At 53.6% G+C, this 15,120-nt stretch carries 17 protein-coding genes; 11 read left to right on the top strand and 6 right to left on the bottom strand.

Features of this window, described 5'->3' with window-relative positions:
* The first annotated feature begins 65 nt into the window (after positions 1 to 65).
* The gene (locus tag AC6I8B_RS06800; RefSeq protein WP_010669791.1) at positions 66 to 392 is read left to right on the top strand and encodes a TusE/DsrC/DsvC family sulfur relay protein; all 327 of its coding nucleotides are present in this window, start codon (positions 66 to 68) and stop codon (positions 390 to 392) included.
* On the opposite strand, the gene yccX is transcribed toward AC6I8B_RS06800, so the two are convergent.
* On the bottom strand, positions 393 to 671 hold the full coding sequence (yccX, locus tag AC6I8B_RS06795; RefSeq protein WP_157351821.1) for an acylphosphatase: 279 nt from the start codon (positions 669 to 671) through the stop codon (positions 393 to 395).
* 85 nt (positions 672 to 756) lie between these two features.
* Between yccX and rlmI the strand changes: the two genes are divergently transcribed.
* Positions 757 to 1,947 carry a 23S rRNA (cytosine(1962)-C(5))-methyltransferase RlmI gene (gene rlmI, locus AC6I8B_RS06790; RefSeq protein WP_245116733.1) on the top strand — a complete coding sequence of 397 codons (1,191 nt, stop codon included), beginning with the start codon at positions 757 to 759 and terminating at the stop codon, positions 1,945 to 1,947.
* A gap of 59 nt (positions 1,948 to 2,006) precedes the next feature.
* Positions 2,007 to 2,324, top strand: a complete 318-nt coding sequence (gene hspQ, locus AC6I8B_RS06785) for a heat shock protein HspQ (protein WP_010246651.1) — start codon at positions 2,007 to 2,009, stop codon at positions 2,322 to 2,324.
* A gap of 31 nt (positions 2,325 to 2,355) precedes the next feature.
* Here the strand turns inward: hspQ and AC6I8B_RS06780 are convergent, their stop codons facing one another.
* The gene (locus AC6I8B_RS06780) at positions 2,356 to 2,775 is read right to left on the bottom strand and encodes a CoA-binding protein (RefSeq protein ID WP_010669789.1); all 420 of its coding nucleotides are present in this window, start codon (positions 2,773 to 2,775) and stop codon (positions 2,356 to 2,358) included.
* Positions 2,776 to 2,951: 176 nt separating this feature from the next.
* Here AC6I8B_RS06780 and AC6I8B_RS06775 point away from each other — a divergent pair, with 176 nt between their 5' ends.
* On the top strand, positions 2,952 to 3,593 hold the full coding sequence (locus AC6I8B_RS06775) for a YccT family protein (protein ID WP_064704751.1): 642 nt from the start codon (positions 2,952 to 2,954) through the stop codon (positions 3,591 to 3,593).
* 69 nt (positions 3,594 to 3,662) lie between these two features.
* Positions 3,663 to 4,121 carry a methylglyoxal synthase gene (gene mgsA / locus AC6I8B_RS06770; protein ID WP_010246657.1) on the top strand — a complete coding sequence of 153 codons (459 nt, stop codon included), beginning with the start codon at positions 3,663 to 3,665 and terminating at the stop codon, positions 4,119 to 4,121.
* A gap of 1 nt (position 4,122) precedes the next feature.
* On the opposite strand, the gene helD is transcribed toward mgsA, so the two are convergent.
* Positions 4,123 to 6,177: a DNA helicase IV gene (gene helD, locus AC6I8B_RS06765; protein WP_427053094.1), complete on the bottom strand. Its 2,055-nt coding sequence runs from the start codon at positions 6,175 to 6,177 to the stop codon at positions 4,123 to 4,125.
* 123 nt (positions 6,178 to 6,300) lie between these two features.
* Here helD and AC6I8B_RS06760 point away from each other — a divergent pair, with 123 nt between their 5' ends.
* Positions 6,301 to 6,741 (top strand): YccF domain-containing protein, encoded by a 441-nt coding sequence (locus AC6I8B_RS06760; RefSeq protein WP_010669786.1) that lies wholly within the window; start codon positions 6,301 to 6,303, stop codon positions 6,739 to 6,741.
* A complete protein-coding gene (gene yccS / locus AC6I8B_RS06755) occupies positions 6,725 to 8,884 on the top strand; it encodes a YccS family putative transporter (RefSeq protein WP_031592830.1) in 2,160 nt (719 codons plus the stop codon). The genes AC6I8B_RS06760 and yccS overlap by 17 nt, the downstream gene beginning before the upstream one ends.
* Here the strand turns inward: yccS and AC6I8B_RS06750 are convergent.
* Positions 8,881 to 9,510, bottom strand: coding sequence for a TfoX/Sxy family DNA transformation protein (locus AC6I8B_RS06750; protein ID WP_022625925.1), 630 nt, complete (start codon positions 9,508 to 9,510; stop codon positions 8,881 to 8,883). The two genes, yccS and AC6I8B_RS06750, sit on opposite strands and share 4 nt — an antisense overlap.
* Before the next feature lie 210 nt (positions 9,511 to 9,720).
* On the opposite strand from AC6I8B_RS06750, the gene sulA reads away from it, so the two are divergent.
* Entirely contained in the window at positions 9,721 to 10,212 is a 492-nt protein-coding gene (gene sulA / locus AC6I8B_RS06745) for an SOS-induced cell division inhibitor SulA (protein ID WP_010255031.1), read from the top strand.
* 350 nt (positions 10,213 to 10,562) lie between these two features.
* Positions 10,563 to 11,633 carry a porin OmpA gene (gene ompA / locus AC6I8B_RS06740; RefSeq protein WP_010255028.1) on the top strand — a complete coding sequence of 357 codons (1,071 nt, stop codon included), beginning with the start codon at positions 10,563 to 10,565 and terminating at the stop codon, positions 11,631 to 11,633.
* Between the two features lie 101 nt (positions 11,634 to 11,734).
* Here the strand turns inward: ompA and matP are convergent, their stop codons facing one another.
* Complete coding sequence (gene matP / locus AC6I8B_RS06735) at positions 11,735 to 12,202, bottom strand: macrodomain Ter protein MatP (protein ID WP_138919647.1); 468 nt, start codon at positions 12,200 to 12,202, stop codon at positions 11,735 to 11,737.
* 53 nt (positions 12,203 to 12,255) lie between these two features.
* On the opposite strand from matP, the gene AC6I8B_RS06730 reads away from it, so the two are divergent.
* Entirely contained in the window at positions 12,256 to 14,124 is a 1,869-nt protein-coding gene (locus AC6I8B_RS06730; RefSeq protein WP_050482636.1) for an AAA family ATPase, read from the top strand.
* Between the two features lie 68 nt (positions 14,125 to 14,192).
* Positions 14,193 to 14,711: a bifunctional 3-hydroxydecanoyl-ACP dehydratase/trans-2-decenoyl-ACP isomerase gene (fabA, locus tag AC6I8B_RS06725; RefSeq protein WP_009091047.1), complete on the top strand. Its 519-nt coding sequence runs from the start codon at positions 14,193 to 14,195 to the stop codon at positions 14,709 to 14,711.
* 68 nt (positions 14,712 to 14,779) lie between these two features.
* Here the strand turns inward: fabA and rmf are convergent, their stop codons facing one another.
* The gene (gene rmf / locus AC6I8B_RS06720; RefSeq protein WP_008925875.1) at positions 14,780 to 14,947 is read right to left on the bottom strand and encodes a ribosome modulation factor; all 168 of its coding nucleotides are present in this window, start codon (positions 14,945 to 14,947) and stop codon (positions 14,780 to 14,782) included.
* Positions 14,948 to 15,120: the final 173 nt, after the last annotated feature.

The following is a 15,120-nucleotide window of genomic DNA, read 5'->3' as shown; positions in this document are numbered from 1 at the left end:
GGTTTTTGCTTTTACTGCCCGCCAGGTTTGATAAACTGCGCCGTCATTTACTAAGAGGATGTCACGTGAATTTTAACGGTAACGAAATCGCCGTCGATGCCGAAGGCTATCTGAAGCATCCCGGCGACTGGAGTGAAGCACTGGCTGTCCACATCGCTGAGCAGGAAGGCCTGACCCTGACCGAAGCACACTGGGAAGTGGTCCATTTTGTGCGCGCCTTTTATCTGGAATATAACACCTCCCCTGCCGTGCGAATGCTGGTGAAGGCGATGGCGCAGAAATATGGGGAAGAGAAAGGCAATAGCCGCTATCTGTTTCGCCTGTTCCCTGAAGGGCCGGCTAAACAGGCGACGAAAATCGCCGGCCTGCCTAAACCGGCGAAATGTCTGTAATTAACCGGTCGTAAAATCGCGGGGCGGCTCTGCGGGCTGGTGCGGCTCCACCAGCACCTTTTCAACGCGCGCGCTGCGTGGCCCGCCCGCTTTAAGCCAGGCGATCAGCGCATCGACCTGCTCCGCCTCACCCCAGGCCAGCACCTCGACACTGCCGTCATCCAGATTTCGCGCATAGCCCAGTACGCCCAGCATCCTGGCTTCTGCCTGAGTACTGTAACGAAACCCGACGCCCTGGACGCGGCCATGAACCCATGCTTTAAAACAGGCTGCTGACATTATTCTCTCCTGCTGCTGTTCGTTGCAATTTCCCGTTATCCACCGGACAATGGCGCCTCATTTTTTCAGGTAAGCATAGCAAACTATGACAGTCAGATTGATTCTCGCAAAGGGACGTGAAAAGTCCCTGCTCCGTCGCCATCCATGGGTCTTTTCAGGTGCCGTTGCGCGTCTGGAAGGTAAAGCGCAACTGGGTGAAACCATTGACGTTTGTGACAGCAACGGTAAATGGCTGGCTCGCGCCGCTTATTCACCCGAGTCGCAGATCCGCGCCCGCGTCTGGAGCTGGCAGGCCGATGAATCCATCGATATCGCCTTCTTTGTCCGCCGTTTTGAACAGGCACAGCAGTGGCGCGAATGGCTGGCGGCCCGCGATGTTCTGGACAGCTATCGCCTGATCGCCGGTGAATCTGATGGTTTACCGGGCGTCACCATTGACCGCTTTGGCAACTTTTTAGTGATGCAGCTGCTCTCAGCAGGCGCAGAATATCAGCGTGCAGCGATCATCACCGCCCTGCAGCACTGTTTCCCTGGCTGCGCCATCTATGACCGTTCTGACGTCGCCGTTCGTAAGAAAGAGGGGCTGGCGCTGACTCAGGGCACCGTTACCGGTGAACTGCCGCCGCCGCTGCTGCCGATTACCGAACATGGCATGAAGCTGCTGGTGGATATCCAGGGCGGTCACAAAACCGGCTATTACCTTGATCAGCGTGATAGCCGTCTCGCCACGCGTCGTTACGCGCAGGATGCCCGCGTCCTTAACTGCTTCTCTTACACCGGTGGATTCGCGGTTTCTGCGCTGATGGGTGGCTGTAAAGAAGTGATCAGCGTGGATACTTCACAGGAGGCGCTGGACGTTGCCCGTCAGAACGTTGAACTCAATGAGCTGGATCTCTCACGCGCGCAATTTGAGCGTGATGATGTTTTCAAACTGCTGCGCCGTTACCGGGACAGTGGCGAGAAATTTGATCTGATTATTATGGATCCGCCAAAGTTCGTTGAAAACAAAAGCCAGTTGATGGGCGCCTGTCGCGGCTATAAAGACATCAATATGCTTGCCATTCAGTTACTGAATCCGGGCGGCGTATTAATGACCTTCTCCTGCTCCGGTCTGATGGCCACCGATCTGTTCCAGAAGATCATCGCTGATGCCGCGCTGGATGCGGGCCGTGAAGTACAGTTTATCGAACAGTTCCGCCAGGCCGCGGATCATCCGGTGATCGCCAGCTATCCGGAAGGTCTCTACCTGAAAGGTTTCGCCTGCCGCGTAATGTGACTTGAAAAAACGGCTCCTGCCCCCATATTGGTAAGAGAGCTTTTTTTTGGGAGGTCACAATGATTGCCAGTAAATTTGGTATTGGTCAGCAGGTTCGTCATCGTTTGTCCGGCGTACTGGGCGTTATCGTCGATGTCGATCCTGAATACTCGTTAGATGAGCCTAAAATTGAAGATGTTGGCGCGGAAGAGAAAATGCGCACCGCACCCTGGTATCATGTGGTAATGGAAGATGAGGAAGGCGATCAGGTACATACCTATGTTGCGGAGATTCAGCTTTCCGGCGAAACCAGCATTGAACACCCTGAACAGCCTTCAATGGATGAGCTGGCAGCATCGGTACGTCAGCAATTACAGGCACCTCATCTGCGACACTAATTAGTGGCGGCACGCTCTGCCGCCACACTCATCATTTCTGACGCGTTATTCCCAGACGCGGAATTTCAATCTTCGGGCAGCGATCCATAATCACCGTCATGCCCGCATCCTGTGCCAGTACCGCCGCCTGCTCATTAATCACACCCAGCTGCAGCCATAATGTTTTTGCCCCCACGGCGATAGCCTCCTGGGCCACGCCCCACGCGGCTTCAGAATTGCGAAACACATCCACCATATCAATCTTGCCCGGTACATCCGCCAGGCTGGCATACCCCTGCTGCCCCAGCAGCGTTTTCCCTGCCAGTTTCGGGCTGACCGGGATCACCTCATACCCCTGATCGAGCAGATATTTCATCACACCGTAACTGGGACGTTCGGGGCGATCGCTTGCTCCGACTAAGGCGATACGTTGGGTGCGCGTCAGCACCTCACGAATTGTCTGATCGTTCATGTTTATCTCCTTTCAGGCCAGTGTTGAGTGTAGATTGGCGTGCCCTTTAGCGGGTAAGCCCTAAGCGAAATTAATTGAACCCGCGCACGAATAAATATGTTTAAATGTAAATTAACTGCCATAATGTAAGAATTTGCTACACACCATCCTTTGTGTCTTCAGTTACCGGAGTTGAAATGAAGCTGTCGCTGGCTGTAACGGGGTTACTTACCCTCCTCGTTTCGGCGTCCTGTTCTGCCATCACATTAAAGCTCGATCCTCAGATCGATTTGCTGGTGCTGGATGGTCGAAAAATTTCAGGCTCCCTCCTCAAAGGCGCAGACAGCCTGGAGCTGGACCGCGGTCAGCATCAGTTTCTGTTTCGGGTAGAGCAGCAGCGCAAAGGTCAGAAAGAGAACGTCATCGCTTATCAGTCGGTGCCGATGATCGTCACGTTCACCGCGGTAGCCAAAACCATCACCATTCGGTTGCCTGCGCTGGAGACAAAACGCGAGCGTTATCATTTTGACCGCAGCCTGAACTTTCAGCTGGTGGATGAAAAAGGCACGGAGATTACCAGCGTGCGCGACCACCTGCCGGTCACCACATCCGCAGATATGGAAAAAGCGATGCTGAATTATAATCGCACCCGCCAGATTGCCTCTGTGCCCCGGTTTGCAAATACCACTTCTGCTACGCCCTCTTCCGTCCGGCTTACCGCCGATCTGGACTGGACCACTCAGGCCGAACTGCCCTCGCTGCACCGCTGGTTTCACCGCTTCGATGAAGCCACGCGTCAGCAGCTTCTGACGCTGGTCAAAATGCTACGTACAAGTTGATAGAGTCGAAAGGCCAGAGGTACACTCATGCTCTCTCTTCTTGCGCATGAGCCTTACCAGGACGCCTTTATGGAACAGACTGTTCGTACCCTCGGCACCACAAAACATATCGCGCTGGTCGCCCACGACCACTGCAAAGCCGCCCTGCTTGACTGGGTGAAACAAAACCAGCCCGCGCTGGAATCGCACATCCTCTATGCCACCGGCACTACCGGGAATCTGATCAATCGCGATACGGGTCTGAATGTGACAGCCATGCTGAGCGGCCCGATGGGCGGCGATCAGCAGGTGGGTGCGCTGATTTCGGAAGGGAAGATCGATGCACTGATTTTTTTCTGGGATCCGCTCAACGCAGTGCCGCACGATCCGGATGTCAAAGCGCTGCTGCGTCTGGCTACCGTATGGAATATCCCGGTAGCCACTAACCGCTCCACGGCTGACTTTATCATTCAGTCGCCACTGTTTGCGCAAAGTGTAGAGATTATGATCCCCGACTATCAGCGCTATCTGGCCGATCGTCTGAAGTAACTCAGGCTTTACGCAGCACCGGCACACCCAGCTCGCGGAAGTGATCGACAAACGGTGACGGCGCTGCCTTATCGAACATCAGAAAAACCTGCTGACGCGCGCGCGTCAGTGCCACATAGGCCAGACGGCGCTCTTCTGCATCAGGAAACGCTTCTGGCTGCGGTAATAAGCCCTGTTCAATAATCGATTCGCGCGCTTCTGCCGGGAAGCCCTCTTTACCCTGCTGTAATCCCAGCAAAATGACGTAATCCGCCTGCTGACCTTTGCTGGCATGAATCGTCATAAATTCCAGATTAAGCTTCGGCCAGCGGGTTCTGGCTTTATCCAGTAAATCCGGCCGCAGATAGTGATAACGCGCCAGCAGCAGAATTCGCTCATCAGGCTTCGCGTAACCGCTGAGTTTGTTCAGCAAGGCTTCCAGCTGATCCTGCGCCAGCAGCGAAATCGACTTTTTATTGCCTTTGGTGACGCTGTTCAGCGGTTTTGCCAGCTGCTGCGGATTCTGTTGTATAAACCGGTTGGCAATGTCGCCGATGCGGTCGTTGAAACGGTAGGTTGTGTCCAGTACGCAGCGGTCTCCCTCACCAAAATAGTGATGGAATGCCGTCGTCAGCGTCATCTCCGCCCCACTAAAGCGGTAGATGGCCTGCCAGTCATCCCCAACAGCAAACAGTGCGGTACGCTTATTCTGCTGGCGCAATGCGCTCAGTAACGCGGCACGCTGAGGCGAAATATCCTGGAATTCATCCACCAGAATGTGTTTCCACGGACTGATAAACCGTCCTTTTTCCAGAATGGAAATCGCCTGGTGAATCAGACCCGAAAAATCGACCGCGCCCTCCTCTTTTAATGCGCTCTTCCACGCTTTCAGCAACGGTGCCATCAGTTTGATGCGCTTACTGAAGAGATCGCGGATCTCTTCGGGCACGTCGGCGATCATCGCTGCCTGCGCACCGCCATGCATGCGCATCAGACCAAGCCAGCGCTCCAGCCGTGACGCCAGCCGGTTTGCCAGCCTGTCGTCCTCCCAGAATGGCCCATCGGGCAACTCCCACTCCAGTTCATCACGCAGCCACTGACGCCAGCCGTTTGCCTGCGCCTTCTTCTCATGACACTGCTGCCGCCACTGCTGAATCAGCAGCGTGCGACGCGCATCGGCATCACTCTCAAGTTTGCTGATAACCGGCTGCTTATTACTGCCTTCACGAATAATATGCAGCGCCAGAGAATGGAAAGTCCGCGCCTGGATGTCATCAGCGGAGAGCCGCGACTGGATACGTGCGTTCATCTCTTCAGCCGCCTGGCGGCCAAATGCCAGTAACAGGATTTGATCGGCGCTGGCCAGCTTGCGCTGCATTAACCAGCCTGCACGAGCCACCAGCACCGAGGTTTTACCGCTGCCCGCGCCTGCCAGTACCAGCAGAGAATTCTCGCCATTAACCACCGCCTCACATTGCGACTGATTGAGTGGCGTGCTCTCGACGCTGGCAAAGAAATCCTGATAGCGGGTGAGCATGGCGGCCGTCCAGTCACGGTTTCGCTGCCGCAACGCCGTTTCGCCCTGCTCCAGCCAGCGCTGACAGAATTGCCAGTTGTCCCGGCAGTCAGCAAAATCTTTTAAGCGGGAGAGCGGCATCGGCAATGCATCGAACTGTTTGAGGATGTTGGTTTTCAGCGCCTGCAACTCGTGGCGGTTCAGCCAGCGATCCTGCGCGCCAAACGCCTCGATTTCGTCGCGTAGCGCCTGCAGCACCTCGCGGCACACTGCGCTCATCTCCAGACTCCAGCTCTGCCAGGCCTGCAGCAGATAGTGGTGAAAGCGCTGCGTTTCCTGCCATTCCGTGCCATGCAGGCGGACCACTTTTTCATCGGCCAGCAAAAACTCCAGCTCGCCCCACACCAGCCCGCGCTTGCAGGCGATATCCAGTAACTGGTTAAAGGGGATCAGATACTCATGCTTATCGCCGCTGACTTCGACGCCTGCCGCCATCAAACGGACACGATTATAAGGATGCTGGGCAAGCCGTTTGCCCATCGAGGTTGCTTTCAGTTCCACGCCGACACCAACGTCAGAGAATAGGATTAGGGGGAGTTTACCTGTCAGACCCTTAGCGCTCCAGCCTTAAAACAGGCTAAACTTGGCGTCACATCTTGCGGAATGCAAAAGGAAAAGAAGATCATGCGCACCGTTTTAAATATTCTTAATTTTGTTCTGGGCGGTTTTTTCACCACCCTGAGCTGGCTGTTTGCCACGTTAATCAGCATCGTGCTGATTTTCACCCTGCCGCTGACCCGCTCCTGCTGGGAAATCACCAAACTCTCGCTGCTGCCGTTTGGCAACGAGGCGGTGCATGTTGATGTGCTGCGTCCGGAAAGTAAGAGTCATATTCTGAATACCGGCGGCACCTTTCTGAATATCTTCTGGCTGATTTTCTTCGGCTGGTGGCTCTGCCTTTCGCATATCTCCGTGGGGATTGTGCAGTGCATCAGTATCATCGGTATTCCGGTAGGGATTGCGAACTTTAAGATCGCCGCTATCGCGCTCTGGCCGGTTGGCCGCAGGGTGGTGTCGGTGGAAGAGGCGCGTGCCGCGCGCGAAGCCAATGCCCGCCGCTATTAATATGATGTCGGATGCCGTGCCAGGCTGGCGCAAATATCTGTTTAACAGTACGTGGCGCTATCTGCTGCGGATCCTGTTTGCACTGAGTGGCTGCGCCGCCATTCCCTGGTGGCTGCATCAGATTGAGTGGACGATCCCTCTGACCCTGGGAGTGGTCGCTGCTGCGCTGGCCGATCTCGATGATCGCCTGGCCGGTCGCCTGAAGAATCTGCTGATTACCCTGCTCTGCTTCTGCATCGCCTCGGTTTCAGTCGAGTTACTGTTTCCTTATCCGTTCGCCTTTATTATCGGGCTGGCAATCTCGACCTGGGGCTTTATTCTGCTGGGCGCCCTTGGCCAGCGCTACGCGACTATCGCCTTTGGTGCTCTGCTGATTGCGGTCTATACCATGCTCGGCATCGGACTGTTCAGCCAGTGGTATATGCAGCCGATGCTGCTGCTGGTCGGCGCGCTGTGGTACAACCTGCTGACATTACTGGGCCATCTGATGTTTCCGGTCCGGCCGGTGCAGGAGCAACTGGCCGGGAGTTTTTCACAACTGGCGCGTTACCTTGATGCCAAAGCGAACCTTTTCGATCCCGACGCAGGCGATCAGGATGATGCCGCGTTTATCGATGCGGCGATGGTCAACAGCCAGTTAGTGGCGCAACTTAATCTGACCAAGACCACACTGCAGAGTCGTCTGCGCGGCGATCGCGGGTCGCGCGGCACCCGCCGTAGTCTGCACTACTACTTTGTGGCGCAGGATATTCATGAACGGGCCAGCTCTTCCCATCTGCAATATCATCTGCTGCGCGGCGACTGGCGCTACAACGAAATTCTGTTTCGCTTTCAGCGCCTGCTGAATATGCAGGCTCAGGCCTGTCGCCAGCTGGCACATTGCATTCTGATGCGTCAAAGGTGGGTGCATGACAGCCGTTTTGAGCGTGCATTTGAACGATTACAGAAAGCGATAGAACGTCTGGAGCAGCATGACCCCGACGCTACGCATACCCGTGCTCTTTTCTGGCTGCTGCGCAACCTGCGCGCCATCGACGCACAGCTTGCTTCGATCGAATCAGAACAGACGCTGGCCGGTGAAGATCCTCAGCACAGTGACAATCTGCTGTCACGCGAAGGATTGAGTGGCTGGAGTGATATCCGGCTGCGTTTCAGCCGCCACCTCTCGCCCGCATCGGCGCTGTTCCGGCATGCGGTTCGGATGTCTGTGGTGCTCTGTATTGGATATGGTTTTATTCAGGTAACCGGGCTGGAACGGGGTTACTGGATTTTGCTGACCAGCCTGTTTGTCTGCCAGCCCAACTACAATGCAACGCAGCGACGACTGGCCTTGCGCATCGGCGGAACGCTGGCGGGGATTGCGATTGGTCTGCCCGTTTTATGGCTGGTGCCTTCGATTGAAGGTCAGTTAATCCTGATAGTGATTACCGGCGTACTGTTCTTCGCTTTCAGGCAGGTGCAGTATGCACAGGCCACGCTGTTTATCACTCTGCTGGTGCTGCTCTGCTTTAACCTGCTGGGCGAAGGGTTTGAGGTTGCCCTGCCGCGGGTAGTGGATACCTTACTGGGCTGTGGCCTGGCCTGGCTGGCTGTCGCGTTTATCTGGCCTGACTGGCGCTTTCGTCAGTTACCTGCCGTGGCAGAACGAACGCTGAAAGCGAATTGCCGCTATCTGGACGCGATCATGGAGCAATATCATCAGGGCAAAGATAACCGTCTCGCCTATCGCATTGCACGGCGTGATGCGCATAACGCGGATGCTGAACTGGCGTCGGTGGTCTCAAACATGAGCAGTGAAAGTCGCACCAGCCAGAAGCTGCGCGATTCGGCTTTTCAGCTGCTTTGCTCCAACCATTCGTTTCTGAGTTACATTTCTGCGCTGGGCGCTCACCGCGATAAAATTACCGCACCCGAACTGCTGACATTGCTGGATGATACGGTTTGCTATGTGGAGGATGTGCTGCAGACGGAAGTTGTCAGCGATGAGCACGTAGAAACGATGCGCCATCAACTGGCTCAGCGAATCAGCCAGCTGGCCGCAGATGCGGATACGCGTGCGCCGCTGGTGCTCCAGCAACTCGGTCTGCTGGTGGCATTAATGCCCGATGTGGCTCGCCTGCGCCGCACGCTAATCACTGATTAGCCTTCGCCGCTTCTGAGATTGGGGTTTGATAAAAGCGTGCGCTGGAACCACGCATTCAGCTCCGCCCGTGTCGCCTGCGGCAGCGCGGCGGCATGGTGGCCCGTGATGGCCCCCTGCAGCGCAAGTAATGTCTGGAACCCAACGTGCTGGTTGATCGCTTTAAGCTTCAGCCAGCACTGTTTAGCCCCCATCTGGTAGAGATGATTGACGCTCATGACGCCCGCCTCGTACAGCATCATCTCCATACGTACGCTGAGATTTGGCAGATCTTTTAACCGCGGTGAGGATTGTCGGTCCTGCAACTCCAGCTGCGCCGTTTCTAAAGAGGCAGCAGAGAGCGCCAGCAGATGGTCAGGGTCGCGCCATAACGCCTCATCGACCCGAAAGTAATTGAGACTCACCAGCTTGCCCCGCTTGCGAAAAATCAGGGGTTGCAGCGGACGATCTGTAAGGTATTCCCGCAGAGGTTCACTGGCACGCAGATAGAGTTCGTCTTTATTAATTAAGGCAAAAACCACACTTTCTACAGCCAGGGCATAGCCTCCGAACTGGGTGCGCGACTCTATTGTTCCTAATGGGGCCAGGCGCGCTCTGGAGCGCTCTACAACCGGATTCACCTTTTTCATTGCACCACCTCCATGTAAGAAATATATCGTAAATTACCTTGGGTATCAGGTAATTAGAAGATAAAAAAAAGCGTCAACGGGTTCAATGAATAAATAGCGTTTCAACTAATCTTGTCGCGATTTTGCGAGGCGTTTTCAGAAATTTGGGTTGATCTTTATCCAGGATGACAGTACTGTATATTCATACAGTCCACTGCTGGTGATTAACTTATGCGAACACAACATCCTAATAATTCACGCTATGCTCATCATTATGCGTCCTCTTCCGTTCCGGCCTCTCAGGGCGGTGGAATTACTGAGTTACGCTACAGCGAACAGCCCGGTATGATGCAGATGTTGCTGTTGCCTTTATTGCAGCAGCTGAGTCAGCAATCACGCTGGCAGTTGTGGTTAACACCGGCATATAAACTGAATCGCACCTGGCTGCAGGAATCAGGATTACCACTGGATAAAAGTATGCATATCGCCGATTCTGAACGTCTGAATGCGGTTGAAGCGATGGTTAAAGCATTGCGTACAGGAAATTACAGTGTCGTTCTGGCATGGATTCCTTACGATCTTGACGAAGATGAACGACGTCAACTTGAAAATGCGGCGGCAGAGGGTGAAGCGTTAGGATTGATTTTGCGTGCAAGCGGGACATCAGAAGCGCCTCTCAGACCGCAAACTGCGATAAAAATTCAGTCGGATTTGTTTCATTAAGTAAAAATCAGAAGTTTCCCAAGCTATTTTTCTTATCTGTCGCAGCTAAACCACTGATTCTGTTAGTTCGAGCGTTGACAATGGTTTAGCAAGTTTTTAGGGCTTTTTGCCGCGGCAATAAGACCAGCCTAATTGTTAGAAATTGTGTATAAATCGCTGTTTTTTTACATAAGCGCCTCACATCATACTTGTAAGTTTCCAATCTCGTTGTAGACTTTAGCTCGCCAGGGTGCTCAATAACCTCCGTTTTTTGCGGTAGAGTCATAAGCGAGCGTTTTGACCCGGCGAAGGATTTAAACCAAGAGCAACCTTTTTGCTCATTGCCTATTTGGATGATAACGAGGCGCAAAATGAAAAAGACAGCTATCGCAATTGCAGTGGCACTGGCTGGCTTCGCTACCGTAGCGCAGGCCGCTCCGAAAGATGACACCTGGTACACCGGTGCTAAACTGGGCTGGTCTCAGTATCACGACACTGGTTACTACGGTAACGGTTACGAAAACAATGACGGTCCAACTCATGAAAGCCAGCTGGGTGCAGGTGCATTCGTTGGTTACCAGGCAAATCCATACCTGGGCTTCGAGCTGGGCTATGACTGGCTGGGTCGCATGCCTAACAAAGGCAACGTGACTAACGGCGCATTCAAAGCACAGGGCGTTCAGCTGGCTGCTAAACTGAGCTACCCAATCTATGACGATCTGGACGTGTATACTCGTCTGGGCGGCATGGTATGGCGTGCAGACTCAACGCAGACTAACCCAACTACTGGCCGCATCAGCGACCACGACACCGGCGTATCTCCGCTGGCTGCTGTTGGTGTTGAATATGCGCTGACCAAAAACTGGGCTACCCGTCTGGATTACCAGTGGGTTAACAACATCGGTGATGCACAGACTGTTGGTACGCGTCCAGACAACGGCATGCTGAGCGTAGGCGTTTCATACCGCTTCGGTCAGGATGACGTCGCTGCTCCGGCGCCAGCTCCGGCTCCAGCACCAGCTCCAGTTGTTGAAACCAAGCGTTTCACTCTGAAGTCTGACGTTCTGTTCACCTTCAACAAATCTACCCTGAAGCCAGAAGGCCAGCAGGCTCTGGATCAGCTGTACAGCCAGCTGAGCTCAATGGATCCTAAAGATGGTTCCGTTGTCGTACTGGGCTTCACCGATCGCATCGGTTCAGAGCAGTACAACCAGAAACTGTCTGAGAAACGTGCTCAGTCAGTCGTAGATTACCTGGTATCTAAAGGTATTCCTTCTAACAAGATCTCTGCACGTGGCATGGGTGAATCTAACCCAGTTACCGGCAACACCTGTGACAGCGTGAAAGGCCGTAATGCCCTGATCGACTGCCTGGCGCCGGACCGTCGTGTAGAAATCGACGTTAAAGGTATCAAAGACGTTGTAACTCAGCCACAGGCTTAAGTTTATACGTAATAAAAAACCCCGCTAAGGCGGGGTTTTTTTATGCCGGTAATAAAACCGGACTGAAAGATAAAGGCTCTGATTGCCCTGCCCGATTCCGATTATTCGCTCTCTGAACCGGAGTTACCCAGAATCGCCTGCAAATCCTGCTTCAGGCTCGACATCTGAGTGGCATATTTCTCTTTACGTTCTGCATCTTCTATCAGCTGAACAATCGTTTCAGAGAGCGTGCAGCCGCGCCGCTGTGCCAGACCTGCCAGTCGCTGCCAGACCAGATACTCCAGGTCTATCGATTTTTTTCGCGTATGCTGATGTTCAGCGTTGAAATGGCGTTTTCGTCGGGCACGGATGGTCTGCTTCAGTCGGTTATCCAGATCAGCGTGAATATGTTCTGCGATCCATTCATTCACTGTAACCGGATTATTTTCCATTGCCAGCAGCTTATCCACTGCTGCCTGCGCCGCGCTTAACTCAAGGTGACGCGTGATCAGTTCACCTTCCCGATGTTTTTTCACCAGGTATTTCCACTTCCATCCACATTCAAGATTTTCGAGTTGCTGGTATTTCATCGGAATCTCATCGTGATCACGTAACGAACTAAGAATAACAGCTTTTTTCCCGGATGCAGCAACGAAAAACATGCTGTCACCATCACATCTTCAACAGGAAGTCTGCAGTGCTTAACAAGGGTGAATCCTGTATAATCTCGCTTTTCTTAAAACAGACAAATGCGATTATTTTGACCAGCACTCAACTTACGTGGCAGACCTTACAGCCAGATAGCGCGCAATACCAATCCGTTTTCTCCCGAATTGCTGATGAAGAAACTGATGCTCTGGCAACGGTACAGCCCCGGTTGCTGAATGCACTGGCGCATTTACACCATCAGACGCAGGGTTTCCCGTTACTGCTGGTTCGTAGCCAGGAGAATCGCGATTATCTGACATTCATTGCCCAGGCCGCAGAGCGGGTTATGGCCGACAGTACCACTCTATTCGGCGGTGATTACCATATCATGGCCGACAACGTCACGCTCCAGCCCCCCTCCGATCCTCAACGCCCATTCACCAGTCAGGGTGGTATTCACTTTGCTGAATGGACTGAGATGGAGCAGTTGTTTGGCTGCGTGCGCCAGTATAAAGATCGCATCCAGCTGGAACCGGGCCTGATCCATCGTGCTAATGGCGGCACGCTGCTGCTTTCACTGCGTAGCCTGATGACGCAACCGATTCTCTGGTTACGCCTGAAAAAGTGTATTGAGCAGGGTTATGTTGAGTGGACATCTCAGGATGAACGCCGGCCGCTGCCAGTCTCGATTCCTCCCTTGCCCCTCAATCTGAAACTGGTCCTGTGTGGCGATCGGGAAGCGCTGGCAGAATTTCAGGAGCTGGATCCCGAAGCTCACGAAATGGCCATCTATACTGAATTTGAAGAGAATATTCAGATTCTGGATGAAGATGACATGCTTGCCTGGTGTCGCTGGAACATCGAACTGGCGCAACAGGCGGGTCTGCCCCAGCCGGAAGCGGACTTCTGGCCAGAACTGATTAAAGAAGGCGTCCGCTACAGCGGCGATCAGGAAACGCTGCCACTCTGCCCCCGCTGGCTACAACGCCAGATGCGCGAATCGGCCCTGATGGGCGATGAACTGAACGCTGAAGCGCTGCGTGATGCGCTGGAAGCGCGTTTGTGGCGCGAGAATTATCTCAATGAGCGGATGCGTGACGAGATCCTGCTGCGACAGATTCTGATTGAAACAGAAGGCGAAGTGGTTGGTCAGATTAATGGCCTGTCGGTCGTTGAATATCCTGGCCATCCCCGTGCCTGGGGCGATCCCTCGCGTATTACCTGCGTGGTACATCCCGGCGATGGCGAATTCATGGATATCGAGCGCAAAGCGGAGCTGGGCGGTAATATTCATGCCAAAGGCATGATGATTATGCAGGCTTACCTGATTGCCGAGCTGGAACTCGATCAGCAACTGCCCTTCTCGGCCTCAATGGTCTTTGAGCAATCTTACTCCGAGGTGGATGGTGACAGTGCTTCACTGGCTGAACTCTGTGCCTTAATCAGCGCGCTGGCTAATCAGCCCATCAATCAGCAAATTGCGGTGACCGGCTCGGTTGATCAGTTCGGCAACGTACAACCGGTGGGCGGACTGAACGAGAAAATCGAAGGCTTCTTTGATATCTGCCATCAGCGAGAACTGACAGGTCAGCAGGGTGTGATTATTCCCGCCAGCAATGTCCGTCATCTCAGCCTCAGCCAGGCCGTTGTCAGTGCGGTTGAACAGGGTCATTTCCATATCTGGGCAATTGACCGTGCCGATGAAGCGCTACCGCTGCTGACCGGTAAAATCTGGAGTACCGAGGATGGCCTGGGCGATTGCCTGCTTAATACCATCCAGGAACGCATTAGCCTGTTCAACCAGCCGGACGGTCCGCAACGTCCCTGGGCGCTGCGCTGGCTTAACTGGTTCAACCACCGTTAATCCGATTTGCTCAGCGTACAACTGTTCGCTAATATTCGTGATTCACTAAAACAAGGCTTATTGAAAACATGGTAGATAAACGCGAATCCTATACCAAAGAAGATCTGATTCTGTCAGGTCGTGGTGAACTGTTTGGCGAAAATGGTCCGCCGCTTCCATCCGGCAACATGCTGATGATGGACCGCGTGGTCAAAATGACCGAAGACGGCGGCAAATATGACAAAGGCTTTGTTGAAGCGGAACTGGATATCAATCCTGATCTCTGGTTCTTCGGCTGTCACTTTATAGGCGATCCTGTGATGCCGGGTTGTCTGGGCCTTGATGCCATGTGGCAGCTGGTTGGTTTCTATCTGGGCTGGCTGGGCGGCGAAGGTAAAGGTCGTGCGCTGGGCGTGGGTGAAGTGAAATTCACCGGTCAGGTCCTGCCAGATGCGAAGAAAGTGACTTACCGCATTCACTTCAAACGCGTTATTAACCGCAAACTGGTTATGGGTGTGGCAGATGGTGAAGTGCTGGTTGACGGTAATCTGATCTATACCGCCAGCGATCTTAAAGTCGGCCTGTTTAAAGATACCGCCGCTTTCTAAGTGTTTCCCCCGGAAACAAAAACCTCCGCGCATGGCGGAGGTTATATTCCCTTTTCAGTGACATCCGGTTATGCAGCTACCGACCTGTCCTCCATGGCTTGTCGCCAACCTCCCAACCAGTGAGACTTAGCGTCAATCAACTGATACGGACACATCTCTTTTGAGCGTCCAGTAATGCCTGCCTGATAACCACGTGAATGGGCGCGTTCGAGGCGGTCTCGTTTCTGTCTCTTCATACTCCGTGTCCCTCATGTAAGGTCTGTGGAATCTGGTGGAAAGAAAAGTGGTGAATTAATGTTCAACCACCCTTATGTTCTACCTCCTGCGCACCCAAAGATCAATGCCCAATCTTCATGCCAGTGTCATAAATGTGACCTTAATCGGTAAAAATAATGACGTTCTGTGATGC

The organism is Pantoea sp. X-Soil-ISGK-285, from assembly GCF_059730815.1.
This window is presented reverse-complemented; position numbering and strand designations above follow the sequence as displayed.

What these genes read in the sequence shown, in the direction of transcription:
- AC6I8B_RS06775 (WP_064704751.1), top strand. Translation starts at nt 2,952, where the DNA reads ATGAAGCTGTCGCTGGCTGTAACGGGGTTACTTACCCTCCTCGTTTCG.
- AC6I8B_RS06760 (WP_010669786.1), top strand. Translation starts at nt 6,301, where the DNA reads ATGCGCACCGTTTTAAATATTCTTAATTTTGTTCTGGGCGGTTTTTTC.
- rlmI (WP_245116733.1), top strand. Translation starts at nt 757, where the DNA reads ATGACAGTCAGATTGATTCTCGCAAAGGGACGTGAAAAGTCCCTGCTC.
- rmf (WP_008925875.1), bottom strand. Translation starts at nt 14,947, where the DNA reads ATGAAGAGACAGAAACGAGACCGCCTCGAACGCGCCCATTCACGTGGT.
- AC6I8B_RS06780 (WP_010669789.1), bottom strand. Translation starts at nt 2,775, where the DNA reads ATGAACGATCAGACAATTCGTGAGGTGCTGACGCGCACCCAACGTATC.
- yccS (WP_031592830.1), top strand. Translation starts at nt 6,725, where the DNA reads ATGCCCGCCGCTATTAATATGATGTCGGATGCCGTGCCAGGCTGGCGC.
- matP (WP_138919647.1), bottom strand. Translation starts at nt 12,202, where the DNA reads ATGAAATACCAGCAACTCGAAAATCTTGAATGTGGATGGAAGTGGAAA.
- AC6I8B_RS06750 (WP_022625925.1), bottom strand. Translation starts at nt 9,510, where the DNA reads ATGAAAAAGGTGAATCCGGTTGTAGAGCGCTCCAGAGCGCGCCTGGCC.
- hspQ (WP_010246651.1), top strand. Translation starts at nt 2,007, where the DNA reads ATGATTGCCAGTAAATTTGGTATTGGTCAGCAGGTTCGTCATCGTTTG.
- fabA (WP_009091047.1), top strand. Translation starts at nt 14,193, where the DNA reads ATGGTAGATAAACGCGAATCCTATACCAAAGAAGATCTGATTCTGTCA.
- sulA (WP_010255031.1), top strand. Translation starts at nt 9,721, where the DNA reads ATGCGAACACAACATCCTAATAATTCACGCTATGCTCATCATTATGCG.
- ompA (WP_010255028.1), top strand. Translation starts at nt 10,563, where the DNA reads ATGAAAAAGACAGCTATCGCAATTGCAGTGGCACTGGCTGGCTTCGCT.
- yccX (WP_157351821.1), bottom strand. Translation starts at nt 671, where the DNA reads ATGTCAGCAGCCTGTTTTAAAGCATGGGTTCATGGCCGCGTCCAGGGC.
- mgsA (WP_010246657.1), top strand. Translation starts at nt 3,663, where the DNA reads ATGGAACAGACTGTTCGTACCCTCGGCACCACAAAACATATCGCGCTG.
- AC6I8B_RS06730 (WP_050482636.1), top strand. Translation starts at nt 12,256, where the DNA reads ATGCAGCAACGAAAAACATGCTGTCACCATCACATCTTCAACAGGAAG.